The 16,962-nt window shown below is 66.8% G+C and carries 15 protein-coding genes; 2 read left to right on the top strand and 13 right to left on the bottom strand.

The window, feature by feature from the left end; genetic code table 11:
* Window positions 1–10: 10 nt before the first annotated feature.
* Both gltX and gltA read left to right on the top strand, forming a co-directional pair.
* Entirely contained in the window at window positions 11–1,447 is a 1,437-nt protein-coding gene (gltX, locus tag STARVERO_RS07080; protein ID WP_159598357.1) for a glutamate--tRNA ligase, read from the top strand.
* 239 nt (window positions 1,448–1,686) lie between these two features.
* Entirely contained in the window at window positions 1,687–2,997 is a 1,311-nt protein-coding gene (gene gltA, locus STARVERO_RS07085; RefSeq protein ID WP_144343457.1) for a citrate synthase, read from the top strand.
* A gap of 126 nt (window positions 2,998–3,123) precedes the next feature.
* Here the strand turns inward: gltA and lpxB are convergent, their stop codons facing one another.
* The 13 genes from lpxB to STARVERO_RS07150 form a co-directional block, all read right to left on the bottom strand.
* Window positions 3,124–4,305: a lipid-A-disaccharide synthase gene (gene lpxB, locus STARVERO_RS07090; protein WP_159598358.1), complete on the bottom strand. Its 1,182-nt coding sequence runs from the start codon at window positions 4,303–4,305 to the stop codon at window positions 3,124–3,126.
* A complete protein-coding gene (locus STARVERO_RS07095; protein WP_159598359.1) occupies window positions 4,302–5,222 on the bottom strand; it encodes an LpxI family protein in 921 nt (306 codons plus the stop codon). The genes lpxB and STARVERO_RS07095 overlap by 4 nt, the downstream gene beginning before the upstream one ends.
* Window positions 5,197–6,030, bottom strand: coding sequence for an acyl-ACP--UDP-N-acetylglucosamine O-acyltransferase (lpxA, locus tag STARVERO_RS07100; protein WP_159598360.1), 834 nt, complete (start codon window positions 6,028–6,030; stop codon window positions 5,197–5,199). The genes STARVERO_RS07095 and lpxA overlap by 26 nt, the downstream gene beginning before the upstream one ends.
* Window positions 6,027–6,515, bottom strand: coding sequence for a 3-hydroxyacyl-ACP dehydratase FabZ (gene fabZ / locus STARVERO_RS07105; RefSeq protein WP_159601656.1), 489 nt, complete (start codon window positions 6,513–6,515; stop codon window positions 6,027–6,029). The genes lpxA and fabZ overlap by 4 nt, the downstream gene beginning before the upstream one ends.
* Before the next feature lie 5 nt (window positions 6,516–6,520).
* Window positions 6,521–7,588: a UDP-3-O-(3-hydroxymyristoyl)glucosamine N-acyltransferase gene (gene lpxD / locus STARVERO_RS07110; protein WP_159598361.1), complete on the bottom strand. Its 1,068-nt coding sequence runs from the start codon at window positions 7,586–7,588 to the stop codon at window positions 6,521–6,523.
* Window positions 7,589–7,678: 90 nt separating this feature from the next.
* A complete protein-coding gene (gene bamA / locus STARVERO_RS07115) occupies window positions 7,679–10,084 on the bottom strand; it encodes an outer membrane protein assembly factor BamA (RefSeq protein WP_200837723.1) in 2,406 nt (801 codons plus the stop codon).
* A 212-nt stretch (window positions 10,085–10,296) separates the two neighbouring features.
* Entirely contained in the window at window positions 10,297–11,442 is a 1,146-nt protein-coding gene (rseP, locus tag STARVERO_RS07120; RefSeq protein WP_144343451.1) for an RIP metalloprotease RseP, read from the bottom strand.
* Window positions 11,443–11,588: 146 nt separating this feature from the next.
* Window positions 11,589–12,410: a phosphatidate cytidylyltransferase gene (locus STARVERO_RS07125; protein ID WP_159598363.1), complete on the bottom strand. Its 822-nt coding sequence runs from the start codon at window positions 12,408–12,410 to the stop codon at window positions 11,589–11,591.
* Window positions 12,411–12,414: 4 nt separating this feature from the next.
* Window positions 12,415–13,176: an isoprenyl transferase gene (locus STARVERO_RS07130; RefSeq protein WP_280178151.1), complete on the bottom strand. Its 762-nt coding sequence runs from the start codon at window positions 13,174–13,176 to the stop codon at window positions 12,415–12,417.
* A 65-nt stretch (window positions 13,177–13,241) separates the two neighbouring features.
* On the bottom strand, window positions 13,242–13,805 hold the full coding sequence (frr, locus tag STARVERO_RS07135; protein WP_144343449.1) for a ribosome recycling factor: 564 nt from the start codon (window positions 13,803–13,805) through the stop codon (window positions 13,242–13,244).
* 117 nt (window positions 13,806–13,922) lie between these two features.
* Window positions 13,923–14,657 carry a UMP kinase gene (gene pyrH, locus STARVERO_RS07140; RefSeq protein WP_144343448.1) on the bottom strand — a complete coding sequence of 245 codons (735 nt, stop codon included), beginning with the start codon at window positions 14,655–14,657 and terminating at the stop codon, window positions 13,923–13,925.
* A gap of 103 nt (window positions 14,658–14,760) precedes the next feature.
* Window positions 14,761–15,684, bottom strand: a complete 924-nt coding sequence (gene tsf, locus STARVERO_RS07145) for a translation elongation factor Ts (RefSeq protein WP_159598364.1) — start codon at window positions 15,682–15,684, stop codon at window positions 14,761–14,763.
* A 138-nt stretch (window positions 15,685–15,822) separates the two neighbouring features.
* Window positions 15,823–16,821, bottom strand: coding sequence for a 30S ribosomal protein S2 (locus tag STARVERO_RS07150; RefSeq protein WP_144343446.1), 999 nt, complete (start codon window positions 16,819–16,821; stop codon window positions 15,823–15,825).
* Between the last annotated feature and the right edge of the window lie 141 nt (window positions 16,822–16,962).

Genomic DNA, 16,962 nt, shown 5'->3' on the forward strand with positions numbered 1-16,962 from the left:
CGGAAGAGAAATGACCGAGACCGTCGTTACCCGCTTCGCCCCCTCGCCCACCGGCTTCCTGCACATCGGCGGGGCGCGCACCGCGCTGTTCAACTGGCTCTATTCCCGCGCCAAGGGCGGCAAGATGCTGCTGCGCATCGAGGATACGGATCGCCAGCGCTCCACGCCGGAAGCCATCGACGCCATCATCGACGGGCTGAACTGGCTCGGCATCGACTGGTCGGGCGACGTCATCTACCAGTTCGCCCGCGCCGAGCGGCATCGCGAGGCCGTCGAGCAGATGATCGCCGCTGGCCGCGCGTATCCCTGCTACGCGACCGCCGCCGAGCTCGAGGAAATGCGCGAGACGGCCCGCAAGGAAGGCCGCCCGCCGCGCTATGACGGGCGCTGGCGGGACCGCGATCCGTCCGAGGCCCCGGCCGACCGCGCGCCCGCCATCCGTCTCAAGGCGCCCACTGAGGGCGAGACCGTCATCGACGACCTCGTGCAGGGCCGCGTCGTGTTCCCGAACAAGGATCTCGACGATCTCGTGCTGCTGCGCTCGGACGGCACGCCCACCTACATGCTTTCCGTGGTGGTGGACGACCACGACATGAACGTCACCCACATCATCCGTGGCGACGATCACCTGACCAACGCCGCGCGCCAGACGCAGATCTACCATGCGCTGGGTTGGGAGGTGCCGAAGATGGCGCACATCCCGCTCATCCACGGGCCGGATGGCGCCAAGCTTTCCAAGCGACACGGTGCGCTCGGCGTCGATGCCTACCGCGCGATGGGCTACCTGCCTGCTGCGCTGCGGAATTATCTCGTGCGCCTCGGCTGGAGCCATGGCGACCAGGAGATCTTCTCCACCGAGGAGATGAGTCGCCTGTTCGACCTCGACAAGGTCGGCCGCTCCGCCGCGCGGTTCGACTTCGCGAAGCTGGAGAGTATCAACGGTCTCTACATGCGTTCGACCCCGGATGCCGAGCTCCTCGCCGCCATCGACGCGCTGCTGCCACATCTTCCAAATGGCGCCGAGATTGCCGCTGCGCTGACGCCGGAGCGTCGCGCCCAGCTTCTGGCCGCCATGCCCGGCCTCAAGGAACGCGCGAAGACGCTCGTCGAACTTATTGATAGCGCAGCGTATATCTGGAAGTCGCGTCCCCTCGATGTCGAGGAAAAGGCCCGCGCCCTGCTGACCGATGATGCCCGTCGTCTGCTGGCCGCCGCCGCCGAAAAGCTCGCCACCGTGGCCGAATGGAACGCCGCCGAGACCGAAGCGGCCGTGCGCGTCGTTGCGGAGGAGAAGGGCGTGAAGCTTGGTGCCCTAGCCCAGCCGCTGCGCGCGGCGATGACCGGAAAGACCACCTCGCCGGGCATCTTCGACGTGCTCGCCGTGCTTGGCCGGGAGGAGTCGCTCGCCCGCATCGCCGACCAGACGGGGGCCGCCGCGACGGCGTGAAGGGTCCGTCTAGCATGATGCGGCTGCGAAGGTGAAACCGACTTTCGCAGCCCCTGTCCGCCGCATTGCGGCACCGTTTTCGCTGCGCTTGCGAGGGAGGGGTGAAACCGCTACGACTTGCCTATCGGGCCGCAGCGAGACCAGCCCCCGTCTCAGGCGCATCTTGCCGAAAGGCACGGCGCGGCACCCGCAAAGACGCGATCCGTTTAACCGGTTCCACAGGTTTAGGGAGACCCCGCATGGACGCCATCGACGGCAATTCGGCGAAATCCGCCACCCTCACCATTGGCAACGAAAGCTGGGAACTCCCGATACTCAACGGCACGGTCGGTCCCGACGTCATCGACATCGGCAAGCTCTACGCCCAGACCGGCAAGTTCACCTACGACCCCGGCTTCACCTCGACCGCGTCCTGCGAAAGCCAGATCACTTATATCGACGGCGACGAAGGCATTCTCCTCTATCGCGGCTACCCCATCGAGCAGCTGGCCGAAAGCGGCGACTTCCTGGAAACCTGCTATCTGCTCCTCTACGGCGAGCTGCCGACCGCCGCCCAGAAGGCGGATTTCGACTACCGCGTCACGCGCCACACCATGGTGCATGAGCAGATGAGCCGCTTCTTCCACGGCTTCCGCCGCGACGCGCACCCCATGTCGGTCATGGTGGCCTCGGTCGGTGCACTCTCGGCCTTCTACCACGACTCGACGGACATCTCGGATCCCCAGCAGCGGATGATCGCCTCGATCCGCATGATCGCGAAGATGCCGACGCTGGCCGCCATGGCCTACAAGTACTCGATCGGCCAGCCCTTCGTTTATCCGAAGAACGACCTCGACTACGCCTCGAACTTCCTGCGCATGTGCTTCTCTGTGCCCTGCGAGGAATACAAGGCCAACCCGATCCTCTCCCGCGCGATCGACCGCATCTTCATCCTGCACGCCGACCACGAGCAGAACGCCTCGACCTCGACCGTGCGCCTCGCCGGCTCCTCCGGCGCAAACCCATTCGCCTGTATCGCCGCCGGCATCGCCTGCCTGTGGGGTCCGGCGCATGGTGGCGCCAACGAGGCAGCGCTCAAGATGCTCGGCGAAATCGGCTCGGTGGAACGGATCCCCGAATACATCAAGCGCGCCAAGGACAAGAACGATCCGTTCCGCCTGATGGGCTTCGGCCATCGCGTCTACAAGAACTACGACCCGCGCGCCAAGATCATGCAGAAGACCTGCCATGAGGTGCTCGGGGAGCTCGGCATCAAGGATGATCCGCTGCTCGACATCGCCGTCGAGCTGGAGCGCATCGCGCTTCAGGACGAGTATTTCGTCGAGCGCAAGCTCTACCCGAACATCGACTTCTATTCGGGCATTACGCTGCGCGCGCTCGGCTTCCCCACTTCCATGTTCACCGTGCTGTTCGCCCTCGCCCGCACCGTGGGTTGGATCGGCCAGTGGAAGGAAATGATCGAGGATCCGGGCCAGCGCATCGGCCGCCCGCGCCAGCTCTACACCGGCGCCACGCATCGCGACTACGTGCCGATCGCCCGCCGCAAGTGAGCCTTTCCCGGACAAGCGCCGGTTTCTGAAACGAAAGCCCCGCCTTCCAGTCCTGGAAGGCGGGGTTTTTCATTTGAGGTCAGGCGGCTTTCCGCGCCTGCCAATCCGTCCATGCCGGCCGGCACCTCACGCTACGGGGCGAAAGGAAAGGCCAAGCGTCTCGAGCACCGTCCGGGCGGCGCGCCGGCTCGGCGGTTCGCCTCCCTCGCCCAGCATGGCGTCGAGCCGTTTGAAGGCGGCGAGTTGGGATTCCCGCTCATCGCCTCCCTCGATCAGCCGAGCGAGTTGAGCCGCCATGGCGGGCGGATCGATGTACCATTGCAGATATTCCGGCACCGCCGGCTCGCCGAGGATCAGATTCGGCAAGATGGCCGTCTTCACCTTGATGATGTACGGCGCGATGCGCCCCTCCAGCCACGGCACGCGATAGGCGGCGACCGTCGGTATGCCGGCCAGCGCCAGCTCCAGCGTCACCGTGCCGGACGCGGCGAGCGCCGCCCGGGCGCTGCGGAACGCCGCCAGCTTCTCGTTCTCGTCGACGACGATGCGCGGCTTCACCGGCCAGGCCGCGACCATTTCCTCGACCTGTTGCCGGCGACGCGGAAGAGTAGGCAGCACCAGTTCGAAGGCAGGAACATGGGAGCGAAGCAGCCCCAGCACCTCGCCGAAGGTGGCGCCGAGCCGCGCGAGCTCGGCACGCCGGCTTCCCGGAAGCACCAGCAGAACCGGTGGCTTGGCTGCCCGGCGCGCGGCCTCCTCCGCATTCGGTCGCAACCGCTCCAGGTCGCCGAGCAGCGGATGGCCGGCATAGGTGGTCGGTGGTCCGCCAAGCGCGTGCATCGCCTCCGGCTCGAAGGGCAGCAGGGCCAGCACCCGATCGAAGTCCGGAGCCATCGCCTTCGCGCGGCCGGGCCGCCAGACCCACACGGTCGGGGCGACGTATTTCACGATCGGCAGTTTCGGCAGCCGGGCGCGGACCTTGTGCGCGACGCGGTGGGTGAAGTCCGGCGCGTCGACCATCACGAGAACGTCCGGCGGCGTCGCGACGATGGCTTCCGCCGTCTCACGCATGCGGCGCAGGATACGCGGCAGGCCGCCGATCACCTGGGCGAAGCCCATGGCGGTGATGTCTTCCATGGGAAAGAGGCTGGCGAGCCCCTGCGCCTGCATGCGCGCGCCGCCGACGCCGCGAAAACGCACCTCACCGAGATGCAGCGCCTTCAGCTCCGCCATAAGGCCAGCAGCGAGCGCGTCACCCGATTCCTCGCCGGCCACGATGAAGACATCCAGCGGCTTGTCCGTGGTCATGCCTCGCCTGCCCCGTCGCGCTCGAAGGCGTAGATGAAGATACCGGCCCTATCGGCCGCGCGCACCAGCGCGTCGACATCGGCGACGATGACGCCACCGGCTTCGACGGCGATGCCGGCAAGCCCCGCCCGCGCCGCGCCGTCCACCGTGCGCACGCCGAGGGAGGGCAGATCGAGCCGGCGATCCTGCCCGGCCTTGGGCCGCTTCACCAGTACGCCACACCGCGGCGGCGCCTTGATACGGCCATTGGCGCGCAGTTCCGCCACGCGCGCGAGCATGAGATCCGTGCCCTCCGCCGCTTCCACGGCGACCACATGCCGGTTCATCACCACCAGCCCCTGGCCAATGTCCAGCGGCCCGGTGACGGCAAGCGCCTGGCGACCGAGTGCGATGTCCTCCATCTGCTCGGCGGCAGGGGCGAGAGAGCCGAGTTGCCCCGCTGGGATGAGGATCTCCGGCGCAATCTCGTGCGCCCCGACGAGGCGGAAACCGGATTCCTCGAAGAGGCGCCCGAGGCTGGTCAGCAGGTGGTCGTCACCGCCGCGCAACATGCGGAACACCTGCGGCAGCAGCGTCAGCGTGGTCCAGTCGAAGCGGATGTCGCGGATGCGCGGGCGCAGCACATTGCCGATGAACACCACATCCCGGCAACCGAGACGCCGCATCTCGCTCTTGAGCCTGCCGAAACGACCGATGTGGATCCATACATGCGGCCACGCCTCCACGGACGCATCCGCAAAGCCGCGCACGGGAAACAAAACCACCTCTCGCCCCGCACGCCGGGCCGCCTCTGCGACCGCCAGCGGAAACGCGCCGCCACCACAGATGATGGCTAGCGGCGCGCCGGCGGGCGCCGCCGCTCCATCCGGCAGCGCGTGGGGTGGTGTCGGCTCAGGCCGCTTCAGGCTCGACGACATGGTCGGCCGCGTCGATGGGCACGGTCAGGCGCCGCTTGCCGGCGCTGCGGACGAAGTCGACGACGTGCATCACATGGGCTTCGTCGGCAAAATGCTCCGCCACGCGATCCGTGCGCTCGGCCAGCGTGCCCCCGCTATAGAACAGCTCGCGATAGGCGGCGCGGAGCGCATGGATCTGCGGGCGCGTGAAGCCGCGTCGCTTCAGCCCGATGATGTTGAGCCCGCCCAGCCCCGGGCGCCCCTCCACCATCGCCCCGAAGGGGATGAGGTCATGGCGAACGCCGCACATGCCGCCCACGATGCACTGGTCGCCGATCCGTACGAACTGGTGCACGGCGGAAAGGCCGCCAATGAAAACGTTCTCGCCGACCGTTACGTGGCCGGCAAGCGTCGCGTTGTTGGCGAACACGGCGCGGGCGCCCACCACGCAGTCATGCGCGATATGGCTGCCGACCATGAACATGCCGCCCTCGCCGACCACCGTCTCCATGTGGCCGCCCTCGGTGCCGATATTCATCGTCACATGTTCGCGGATCACGCAACTGCGGCCGATGCTGAGGCGGCTCGGCTCGCCCTTGTAGTGATAGGACTGCGGGGGAAAGCCGAGCGAGGCGAACGGATAGACGACCGTTCCTTCGCCGATGGTGGTGCGACCGGCCACGGCGACATGCGAGATCAGCCGCACGCCGGCCCCGAGCACGACATGCGCGCCGACCGTGCAGAACGGGCCGATCTCGACGCCCTCGCCAAGCGTCGCGCCATCCTCGACGCGGGCCGTCGGGTCGATCCGAACAGAGGATGACGTCATTTCGCTGCCCCGCGGGCGATCATGGCGCCAACCTCGGCCTCGGCCACGATCTGACCGTCGACCTTCGCCTCGCCGCGGAACCACCACATGTTGCGGCGCTTCGTCATCTGCGTCATGTGGTACTCCAGCACATCGCCCGGAACGACCGGACGGCGGAACTTCGCCTTGTCGATGGTCATGAAATAGACGAGCGACGGCGGCCCATCTTCCTGGCGCTCCAGCAGACAGATCGTTCCCGCCGTCTGCGCCATGCCTTCGAGGATGAGCACGCCGGGCATAACCGGATTCTCCGGGAAATGACCCTGGAAATGCGGCTCGTTGGCCGAAACATTCTTGATGCCGATCGCCTTCTTGTCCCCTTCGATGCCGACGATCTTGTCGACCATGAGGAAGGGGTAGCGATGCGGCAACGCCGCCAGAATACGCAGTATGTCGGCGGATCCGAGCGCGGCGGATTCCTTCGTGGCTTCGGCCTGCACGTCCATTCCCTTCACTGCCCCTCCTGTCGGCCGCCGGCAGCCGGCCGGTCGCCGCGCGCCAGGCGCTGAACGGCCATGACCTCGCGGAACCACTCGCGCATGGGCTTGGCGGGCGAACCGCCCCACTCCACGCCCGGCGGCACGTCATCCTTCACATTGCTCGATGCGGCGATACGGGCACCGTCGCCGATCCTGATATGGCCGATCACGCCGACCTGCCCGCCCAGCATAACGAAATCGCCAAGCGTGGCGCTGCCCGCGATGCCGGTCTGGGAGACGATGACGCAATGGCGTCCGATGACGACGTTGTGCGCGATCTGGACGAGATTGTCGATCTTGGTGCCTTCACCGATCACCGTGTCGCGCAGCCCGCCACGGTCGATCGCCGTTCCCGCGCCGATCTCCACATCGTCCTGCAGGACGACGCGCCCGATCTGCGGTACCTTGGCATGGCCCTTGGCGCTGCCGAGATAGCCGAACCCGTCCTGCCCGATGCGGGCGCCGGGATGCACGATCACCCGGTCGCCCAGCAGCGCATGCTGCAGGCTTACCCCGGCACCGATCGAGCAGTTCCGGCCGATGCGTACGCCGGGGCCCACGACCGCGCCGGAGGCGATGACGCTCCCCGCCCCGATCTCCGCGCCCGGCCCCACTACAGCGCCGGGATCGACCGTGACGTCGGCTTCCAGCCGGGCCTGCGGATGCACCATCGCGCCAGCCGCGACACCGGCCTGGCCAAAGGCCGATCCCGGCCGCAGGCTCGCCTCATGGAGATGGCGGGCCACGGCGACGAAGGCCGCATAGGGCCTGCCGACGCGCAACGCCACTGTGCCGGCCGGGACATGAGAGGCAAAGCGCTCGGTAACGAAGCAGGCGCCGGCGCGGGTGCGTGTGAGCTCCGCGACATGGCGCGCCCCGTCCATGAAGGCGAGGTCCGAGACTCCGGCTTCCTCCAGCGACGCCACATTGGCGATCCGCCGGGAGAGATCAACGCCCTCGCCTGCTGTCGCCCCGACGAGCTGGCAGACCTCGTCGAGGGTGAGCGGCGTCGGCGCCGGATGGAAGAAAGGATCGCTCATCGCCGCCTGCCGGCCGTCAACCTGTTTGCAAAACGCACAAGCGGCCCGGGTGACCGGACCGCCGTGCAGACCATGACGTGAGGCAGCTTATCAGAAGCGCGTGCCGCCGCTGAAGCGGAACTCCTGGATGTCGTCGTACCACTCCTTGGTCAGCGCCCAGGCGTAGTCGAAGCGCAGCGGACCGAAGGGCGAGCTCCAGATCAGGCTGACGCCGACCGAGGAGCGGATCTCGTCGCTGTCGGCCACGCAGACATTGGCGAAGCCCTTGGTCTTGGAACCCGCGATGGCACTGCAGTCCACGAGATTCTCCGGCAGGTTCCAGCCGGCGATGTCCGGGAAGGTCGTGTTGCCCTGATAGTCCCACAGCGAACCGGCATCCGCGAACACCGCAGCCTTCAGGCCGAAGTCTTTCGGCAGGAAGGAGAGCGGGAACTGGATTTCGGCCGTGGTGCCCCAGTAGAGCGTGCCGCCGAGCGCATCCATGTCCTGCCCGAGATAGCCCGAGGCAAGGTCGCGCGGGCCGATGCCATTCGGGGCGAAGCCGCGAACCAGATCCGGACCCTTGAAGAAGTTGTCGAGAATGCGCAGGTCCTCGCCGCCCCAGGACGAGATGTTACCGGCCTGGCCGCGCAGCAGCAGGACGAAGTCGCCGGTGACGGGCAGGTACCACCGTGCGTCGAAGGTCGAACGGATGAAGTTCACGTCACCGCCGAGACCGGCCAGATCCTGCTTCAGCTCGAGCAGATAACCGTTTGTCGGCTCGCGGTTATTGTCGAGCATGTTGTAGGTCAGCGTATAGCCGACCGCCGAGGTGATCGCCGACTCACCGTTCACCTCACGCAGCGCCCAGGAGACGTTGTTCAGGTACTCCTCGGCCCAGTCGATGGTGATTTCCTTCTGCGACAGCGTGTAGCGCAGGCCGAGGGTCAGCTCGTCGGTGAGCGGCAGAGCCACGCGCAGCACGCCGCCCGCGGTCTCCGTGTCGTACGGGCTGTAGTCGGTCGCGCTGGTCTCCTTCCAGAAGAGGTCGAAGCCGGCGGCCACGCGGTAGTCGAGGAAGTAGGGCTCGGTGAAGCTGAAGTCGATGCCCTGCACGTTCTCACCGAGCTGGCCGGCGAGACGGACATACTGACCGCGACCGAGGAAGTTCTTCTCCGAGATCGCCACTTCGCCGATGAAGCCGTCAGCGCTCGAGTAACCGCCCGAGACCGAGAACTCGCCCGTCGGCTGATCCTCGACGGTCACGACCAGGACGATGCGATCCGGCGCCGTGCCGGGCTCGTTGCTGATCTTGACGTCCTTGAAGTAGCCGAGGTTGCGCAGGCGGCGCTCGGCGCGGTCGACCAGCACGCGATTATAGGCGTCGCCCTCGGCGAGATCGAACTCGCGGCGGATGACCCAGTCGCGGGTACGGGTGTTGCCACGGATCTCGATGCGCTCGATGTAGACGCGCGGACCTTCCTCAACCGAGAAGATCAGCGAGATGGTGCGGTTTTCGACATTGCGGTCGCCACGCGGACGAACCTGCGCGAAGGCATAGCCGCTCTTCGACACTTCGATAGTGGCGTTCTCGACCGACTTCTCGACCAGCTCGGCATTGTAGACCTGACCGGGCGACACGCGCAGAGCCGACCGAAGGCGGGACGCATCGACGTCCTTCACGCCGGAGACGACATCGACGGTACCGACCCGGTACTGCGGGCCCTCCTCGACGACATAGGTGACGATGAAGCCGTCACGCGCGCGGTCGAGATCGGCCGTCACCGACACGATGCGGAAATCCGCATAGCCGTTCTTCAGGTAGAAGCGGCGCAGCAGCTCCTGGTCGGTGTTGATGCGATCGACGTCATAGATGTCGGTATTCTTCAGCCAGGAGAGCCAGTTGCTCTCCGTGGTGCTGATCTCGTCCCGGAGCTTGTAAGCCGAAAAGGCCTTGTTGCCGACGAAGCGAATCTCCGCGACGCCGAGCTTGTCGCCTTCCTTGATCTCAAAGACGAGATCGACGCGACCCTGGCCACGCTCGATGGTCTTGGGCTCGACCCGCACATCATACCGGCCGGCGCGATGATAGACGTCGATGATGCGCTGCGTGTCGGCCTGGACCGTGGTCCGCGACAGCGGGCTGCGCGCCTTCGACTGCACTTCCATCGAAAGCTGGTCGTCCTTGACCTTCTTGTTGCCCTCGAAGGCGACGCGGTTGATCACCTCGTTCTCGGACACCGACACGACGAGGCGGCCGCCGCGATGGCTGATATTGACATCGGAGAACAGGCCGGTCGCGTAGAGCGACTTCAGCCCCTCGTCGATGCGGGACGCGGTGAGCGGCTCACCGGGCTTGGACTGGAAATAGGAACGGATAGTGTCCGCATCGACGCGGCGATTGCCCTCGACGATGATGGAGCTGGCCGATTGCGCCATTGCGGCACCCGGCACGACGGCGGATCCGGCGACCCCCGCCACAGCCATCAGCGCAACAACACCGACGACCGAGGCCATTTTACTCACGAACCGGAAACGAGCCATTTGGTGCGCAACCTTACCGTTGTTCTGGGATCAGCCCGCCGGCACGCACCATGGCGCGCAAACGGGCGATCCTCACCCTGCATCCCGTTGATACAGACTTTTCTAGAAGCTGCAAACCGAACGGGCCGTCATCAACGCCTTTTCCGGGCGGCGTGGCCTGTCGGCAACGCCAGCCCGAATCCGGCTCAAGATTTTGATATACTGAGAATATCGTTCCACGTCGCAAACAACATCAGCATCAAGACGAGCGCCAGACCGATGCGGAATCCGACCTCCTGCGCCCGCTCGCTGAGCGGACGTCCGCGCAGCGCTTCTATGGCGTAGAAAAGCAGGTGCCCACCGTCAAGGAGGGGTACCGGAAAGAGGTTAAGAAGTCCGATCGAGACCGACAGGACGGCGGCGAGCTGCAGCAGCGCGGCGAAGCCGAAAGTGGCGACCTGCCCCGAGACCTGGGCAATGCGGATCGGGCCGCCGAGCTGGTCGGCGGATTCGCGCCCCGTCACCACGCCGCCGAGATAGCTGAAGGTGCGATCGACGATGAACCACACCTCCTTCGTCGCCATGCCAACGGCCTCGACGGGACCGAATCGTTCCGTCTTGACCTGACCGCCCGCCGTGTTGCGCGAGATGCCGAGCACGCCGATGCGCTGGACATTGCCGAAGCTGTCGGTGATCTCGCGGCGATCCGGCGTGGCCTCCAGCGTCAGACGCTGGCCGCCGCGCTCCACCTCGATCGCCAGCTTCTGGTCGGCCTTGGTGCTGACGATGCGCTGCATGTCACCGAAAGAATCGATGGGCGTGCCGTCGATCGTCAGAATCAGGTCGTTGGGCTGGAAACCCGCCCGCTCGGCGGCGCTTCCCGCCTGCACCGCATCGACCTGCGGCGTCGTCACCTGCCGGCCGACCGTCATGAACAGCCCTGCAAAGATGACGATGGCCAGGATGAAATTGGCGATGGGGCCGGCGGCGACGATGGCGGCCCGGGCGCCGACAGGCTTGTGGAAGAAGCTGCCGCGGCGGTCCTCCTCGCTCATGCTGTCGAGCGCACCACGGTCGGGCGTGCTCGCCGCGTTATCGTCGCCCAGGAACTTGACGTAGCCGCCGAGGGGAATCGCCGAAAGACGCCAGCGCGTACCGTGCCGGTCGTTGAAGCCGACGATCTCCGGGCCGAAGCCGATGGAGAAGGCTACCACCTTCACCCCCGCGCGCCGCGCCACCCAGAAGTGGCCCAGCTCATGGAAGAAGACGACGATCGTGAGCACGAAAAGGAACGGCACGAGATAGCCCAGAAGCCAGCTCGCATTGCCTCCCATCGAGGCGAGAATTTCCATCAGCGAATTCCTAGAGAGGCGCGCCGGATGCGCGACCCGTGATCCATAGGGCGGCTTTAAGGCGAACTTGGGCTAAGCGCAGGCGCTCGCGCAAGATAGCGGGGGTCGGGTGATAGCGTCGCAGTCACGTGTCGGGAAGCAGCCGCTCACCATAGCAGCAGCCCGCGGGCCGGAGCGTCGGGATCGCGCAGCAGGCCGATGAGCAGCGCGAGGGCCGCCGCGGCAATGAAGCCGTCGAGCCGGTCCATCAGCCCGCCATGGCCGGGAATCAGAGCGCTCGAATCCTTCACGCCGAAGCGACGCTTCATGGACGATTCGAACAGGTCGCCCCCCTGGCTCGCCACGCTGGCGAGAAGCGCCACCGGCGCCGCGAGCAGGATTGAATGAACGCCGGCGGCATACAGCGTCACCATCCCCGCCACCATGCCGAAGAGCGTGCCGCCGATGGCGCCCGACCATGTCTTGTTCGGGCTGACCCGTGGCCAGAGCTTCGGGCCGCCGATGAGGCGGCCGCAGAAATAGGCGGCGATATCAGTGGACCAGACGACGGCCAGCAGCCAGATCAGGCTGATCAGCCCGAAGGTGGCGTCCCCCCGCAGGATTACCGCCGGCAGTGCCAGAGCCCCGGCATAGACGAGGCCGAACGGCGCCCAGAGCCGCCTCTCGCGCCCGCCACGGGCGATCAGCGCCGTCGCGACCGCGCCGAGAATGACGATGGCCATGGCCATATGCGGCGGACGGATGGCCAGCATCATCACCGCCACGACGAGAGCCGCGCCGCCGATCACGAGCAGCACGGTGTTGGGCTTCGCCGCGATCATGCGCAGCCATTCCCAGAGGATGATCAGGGCCGCGAGCGTGGCGAGAATGCCGAAGGCCCACCCGCCCCAGCCGGCGACCAGCAGCACGATCGGCGCCAGCACGAGGGCCGAGCAAGCGCGCGGCAGGAAATCGGCCCCGATCCGCAACGGCTCAGCTTCCGCTCGCCTCGACGCCGCCGAAGCGGCGCTCGCGCCGCCCATATTCGGCCAGCGCCCGCTCCATCCAGTCCCGGTCGAAATCCGGCCAGAACACGGGCAGGAACACCAGCTCGGCATAAGCGGCCTGCCAAAGCAGGAAATTCGACAGCCGCTGCTCACCGCTGGTGCGGATCACCAGATCGAGCGGCGGCAGGCCGGCGGTGTCGAGCGCATCGGAGAAACGCTCCGGAGTAATGTCCTCCGGGCGCAGCACGCCGTCGGCGACCTGTCGGGCCAGCTGTTGCGCGGCACGCGCGATCTCGTTCCGCGAACCGTAGTTGAAGGCGACCGTCAGCTTGACCCCGGTGTTGCTGCGGGTCAGTTCCTGCGCCTCGTCGAGCAGCGCCTGCACCTCGGAATCGGTCGGGTGCCCCTCCCCGATGATCCGCAGGCGCACATTCTTGGCGTGAAGGTCCCGGAGGTCGGAGCGGATGAAGCGCTTGAGCAGCCCCATCAGCTCGCCGATCTCCGTCTCGGGACGCGACCAGTTCTCACTGGAGAAGCTGTAGAGCGTCAGCGCCTCGATTCCGAGCTCGTGCGCGGCGGTGACGCTGCGCCGCACCGCCTCGGCGCCCCGGCGATGACCTTCGAAGCGGGGCAGGCCATGGCTCTTCGCCCAGCGGCCATTGCCGTCCATGATGATCGCGACGTGACGCGGCACGCCGGCCATCGCCGCCTGCCGCGTATCCGTCTCGATGGCGGCCCCTGACGGCACGCCGAGCCTCGCAAGGTTCACGGAGCCCCCCTTCGGGACCTGGCCCCCGTCTCGGGACCTGAACGTCAGACCGCCAGGATTTCCTTTTCCTTGGCGGCCAGGACCTGATCGACCTCGGTGATGGACTGATCCGTCGCCTTCTGCACTTGATCGGCCAGACGATCGAGATCGTCCGAGCTCATCTCGCCGTCCTTCTCCGCCTTCTTCAGCGAATCGAGGCCGTCGCGGCGCACATGGCGCACCGAGACTCGGGCCGCCTCGGCGTATTTGTGAGCGACCTTGACCAGTTCCTGGCGGCGCTCCTGCGTGAGCTCGGGAATGCGCACGCGCAGTACCTGGCCTTCGGTCTGCGGGTTGAGGCCGAGATTGGATTCACGGATCGCCTTCTCGACCGCCGCGACCATGCCGCGATCCCAGACCTGCACCGACAGCAGGCGCGGCTCGGGTACGTTCACCGAGGCGACCTGGTTGAGCGGCATGTGGCTGCCATAGGCATCGACCTGGATCGGCTCCAGAAGGCTGGCCGACGCACGGCCGGTGCGCAGGCCCGACAGTTCCTGCTTCAGGACCCCGATGGCGCCCTGCATGCGCCGCTTCAGATCGGCGATGTCGATCGGATCACTGCTCATGTCGAACCTCTTCTCTTATCTGTCCGGCACGCGACCGACCGCTCCCGGTTGGCGGCTATATCCAACCTAACGGCGCGCGTGGCAAGCGGTACGCGGCACCCGGCACCTCGAGGGGCGCTACGGCGCCACCGTCGTCGCCCGCCCCTGGCCGCGAATGGCCGCCGCGATCGCACCGGGCTCGCGGATGGAAAAGACGATGATCGGCAGCTTCGCCTCGCGCGCGAGGGCGAAGGCTGCGGCGTCCATCACCTTCAGGTCCTTTGCCAGCGCCTCGTCGTGGGTCAGCCGGTCGTAGCGGCGCGCGGAGGGATCGCGCTTGGGATCGGCGGTGTAGACGCCATCGACATTGGTCGCCTTCATCACCGCGTCGCATTCCAGCTCGGCGGCGCGCAGGACGGCGCCCGTGTCGGTGGTGAAGTACGGGTTGCCGGTACCGCCTGCCAGCAGCACGATGCGCCCGCGCGACAGGTGGCGCGAGGCCGTCTGGCGGGCATAGGGCTCGCAGATGGTCGGCATGGGAATGGCGGAAAGCGTGCGTGCCGGGCTGCCGGCCTGCTCGACCGCCTTCTCCAGTGCCAGCGCGTTCATCACGGTGGCCAGCATGCCCATATGGTCGGCGGTGGCGCGATCGAGCCCCTGCCCCGCCACGCTGGCGCCGCGCAAGATATTGCCGCCACCCACCACCACGGCGATCTCGGCGCCCGTAGAATGGGCCTCGACGAGATCCTGCGCGATGCCCTCGATGGTCGGCCAGTGCAGGCCGAATGCCTCGCTCCCCATCAACGCCTCGCCGGAAACCTTCACCAGGACACGCCCATAAGCGAGTTCATTGCGGTCTGGCGGGGTCGACATGAGGCACCTCTGGCTTGGCGCGACTCGCGAGCGGCGCGCACAGTAAAACACGCCGGACAGCCCTTGGGCGGCCCGGCGTGACGTTATCAACGCAAGATAGGTCTCAGACGCCGGCCGCGGCGGCGACTTCGGCGGCAAAGTCGCTCTCCTGCTTCTCGACGCCCTCACCGAGGCCAAAGCGCACGAAAGCAACGAGCTTGATCGGCGCGCCGACCTTGCCTTCGCTCTCCTTCACCGCCTGGGCGACCGTCTTGGACGGCTCGTGGATGAAGGGCTGCTCAAGCAGCGTGACTTCCTTGTAGAAGGTCTTCAGGCCGCTCTCGACGATCTTCTCGACCACGTTGTCCGGCTTGCCGGAGGCCTTGGCCTTCTCAAACAGCACGCCACGCTCGCGGGCGACGACCTCAGGGTCGATGCCGGCGGCGTCGAGCGCCTGCGGGTTGGCGGCGGCGACGTGCATAGCGATCTGGCGACCGAGGGCGGCCAGCTCATCCGGCTTGCCGGCGGATTCGAGCGCGACCAGCACGCCGATCTTACCGAGGCCATCGCCCACCGAGCCGTGAACATAGGAGCCGACGACGCCCGGCGAGACTTCGAGCGCGGCAGCGCGGCGCAGCGTCATGTGCTCGCCGATGGTGGCAACCGCGGAGGAGAGGACCTCCTCGACCTTGCCGCCGCCCGGGAAGGTCGAGGCCTTGATCGCCTCGATATCGGCGCCAGCGGTCAGCGCGACGGTGGCAATGCCGCGCACCAGCTGCTGGAACTGCTCGTTGCGGGCCACGAAGTCGGTCTCGGAGTTCACCTCGACGACGACGCCCTTGCCGCCGTCGATGGCGACGCCGATCAGACCCTCGGCCGCGACGCGGCCGGCCTTCTTGGCGGCCTTGGCAAGGCCCTTCTTGCGCAGCCAGTCGATGGCGGCCTCGATGTCACCCTCGACCTCGTTCAGCGCGGCCTTGCAGTCCATCATGCCGGCGCCGGTCTTGTCGCGCAGCTCCTTCACCATGCCCGCGGTGATGTTGGCCATGTTCCGTTCCTCAACGATCTCTGTATCAATCGACGACACGGCCGGCCGGAGGAATTCCGGGCCGGCCGTGCAATGCAAAGGCTGACGCCCAAACGTTTGGCGCCCGCATGTGACGCCGTTGCGAAACCGGCGCCGTGGTCACTCGACCTCGGCGGTCAGCTCCTTGGCCTGCGCGATCCAGCCGTCGACACGGCCCGGAAGACCGACTTCCTCACCGAGACGGTGAGCGTCGTCGGCATTCAGGCCAGCGATCTGCGAGTAGTGGAAGATGCCGAGATCGGTCAGCTTCTTCTCGATCGCCGGCGACACGCCGGTCAGCTTCTTCAGGTCGTCGGCAATGCCGCGCGGACCGGAGAGCGGCTCGAAGCCCGACCAGACGGTCTCGGCCGGCAGATCCTCGACGAGCGGCGCATCGGCGGCGCCGATGTCGATGCCGAGATCGCCCTGGGCGCGACCGATGCCGTCGATGGCGGCGCGGGCGATCAGGTCGCAATAGAGGTTGATCGCGCGGCCGGCGTCGTCATTGCCCGGCACCGGGAAAGCGATACCGTCCGGATCGCAGTTGGTGTCGAGGATCGCCGCGACCGGAATGCCGAGGCGACGCGCTTCGGCGACGGCCAGGTCTTCCTTGTTGGTGTCGATCACGAACAGCAGGTCCGGGATACCGCCCATGTCGCGGATACCGCCAAGGGCGCGATCGAGCTTCTCCTTCTCGCGCTGGAGCGTCAGGCGCTCCTTCTTGGTGTAGCCGACGCCCTCGCCGGCGTTCAGAAGCTCTTCCAGCTTCTTCAGGCGAGCGATCGAATGGGAAATAGTCTTCCAGTTCGTCAGCATGCCGCCGAGCCAGCGGGAGTTGACGTAGTACTGGGCCGAACGCTTGGCCGCATCGGCCACGGCATCCGCCGCCTGACGCTTGGTGCCGACGAACAGCACGCGGCCGCCGCGGGCCACGGTGTCGGACACCGCCTGCAGCGCGCGATGCAGCGCCGGCACGGTCTGGGCCAGATCGATGATGTGGATGTTGTTGCGGGTGCCGAAGATGAAGGGAGCCATCTTCGGGTTCCAGCGGTGGGACTGATGCCCGAAGTGCACGCCAGCTTCCAGGAGCTGGCGCATGGAGAATTCAGGAAGCGCCATTGTCGTCTCTCGTCCGGTTGAGCCTCCGCGGACATGGCCGTGCCGAGGGATTCGGCTACGGCACCGGAGCGACCGATAGGCACCCACCGTCACAAGTCACGACAATGGGAGCCCGGCCGCGAGTCCGCGTGCGGAATGGCG

Origin of the sequence: Starkeya nomas, assembly GCF_902703545.1 — a bacterium.
GTDB lineage: Bacteria > Pseudomonadota > Alphaproteobacteria > Rhizobiales > Xanthobacteraceae > Ancylobacter > Ancylobacter moscoviensis.

Coding starts and splice junctions, on each gene's coding strand:
- lpxB (WP_159598358.1), bottom strand. CDS start 4,305: ATGACCACGGACAAGCCGCTGGATGTCTTCATCGTGGCCGGCGAGGAA.
- pyrH (WP_144343448.1), bottom strand. CDS start 14,657: ATGTCGACCCCGCCAGACCGCAATGAACTCGCTTATGGGCGTGTCCTG.
- lpxA (WP_159598360.1), bottom strand. CDS start 6,030: ATGACGTCATCCTCTGTTCGGATCGACCCGACGGCCCGCGTCGAGGAT.
- STARVERO_RS07150 (WP_144343446.1), bottom strand. CDS start 16,821: ATGGCGCTTCCTGAATTCTCCATGCGCCAGCTCCTGGAAGCTGGCGTG.
- STARVERO_RS07095 (WP_159598359.1), bottom strand. CDS start 5,222: ATGTCGTCGAGCCTGAAGCGGCCTGAGCCGACACCACCCCACGCGCTG.
- bamA (WP_200837723.1), bottom strand. CDS start 10,084: ATGGCCTCGGTCGTCGGTGTTGTTGCGCTGATGGCTGTGGCGGGGGTC.
- lpxD (WP_159598361.1), bottom strand. CDS start 7,588: ATGAGCGATCCTTTCTTCCATCCGGCGCCGACGCCGCTCACCCTCGAC.
- gltA (WP_144343457.1), top strand. CDS start 1,687: ATGGACGCCATCGACGGCAATTCGGCGAAATCCGCCACCCTCACCATT.
- frr (WP_144343449.1), bottom strand. CDS start 13,805: ATGAGCAGTGATCCGATCGACATCGCCGATCTGAAGCGGCGCATGCAG.
- rseP (WP_144343451.1), bottom strand. CDS start 11,442: ATGGAAATTCTCGCCTCGATGGGAGGCAATGCGAGCTGGCTTCTGGGC.
- gltX (WP_159598357.1), top strand. CDS start 11: ATGACCGAGACCGTCGTTACCCGCTTCGCCCCCTCGCCCACCGGCTTC.
- tsf (WP_159598364.1), bottom strand. CDS start 15,684: ATGGCCAACATCACCGCGGGCATGGTGAAGGAGCTGCGCGACAAGACC.
- fabZ (WP_159601656.1), bottom strand. CDS start 6,515: ATGGACGTGCAGGCCGAAGCCACGAAGGAATCCGCCGCGCTCGGATCC.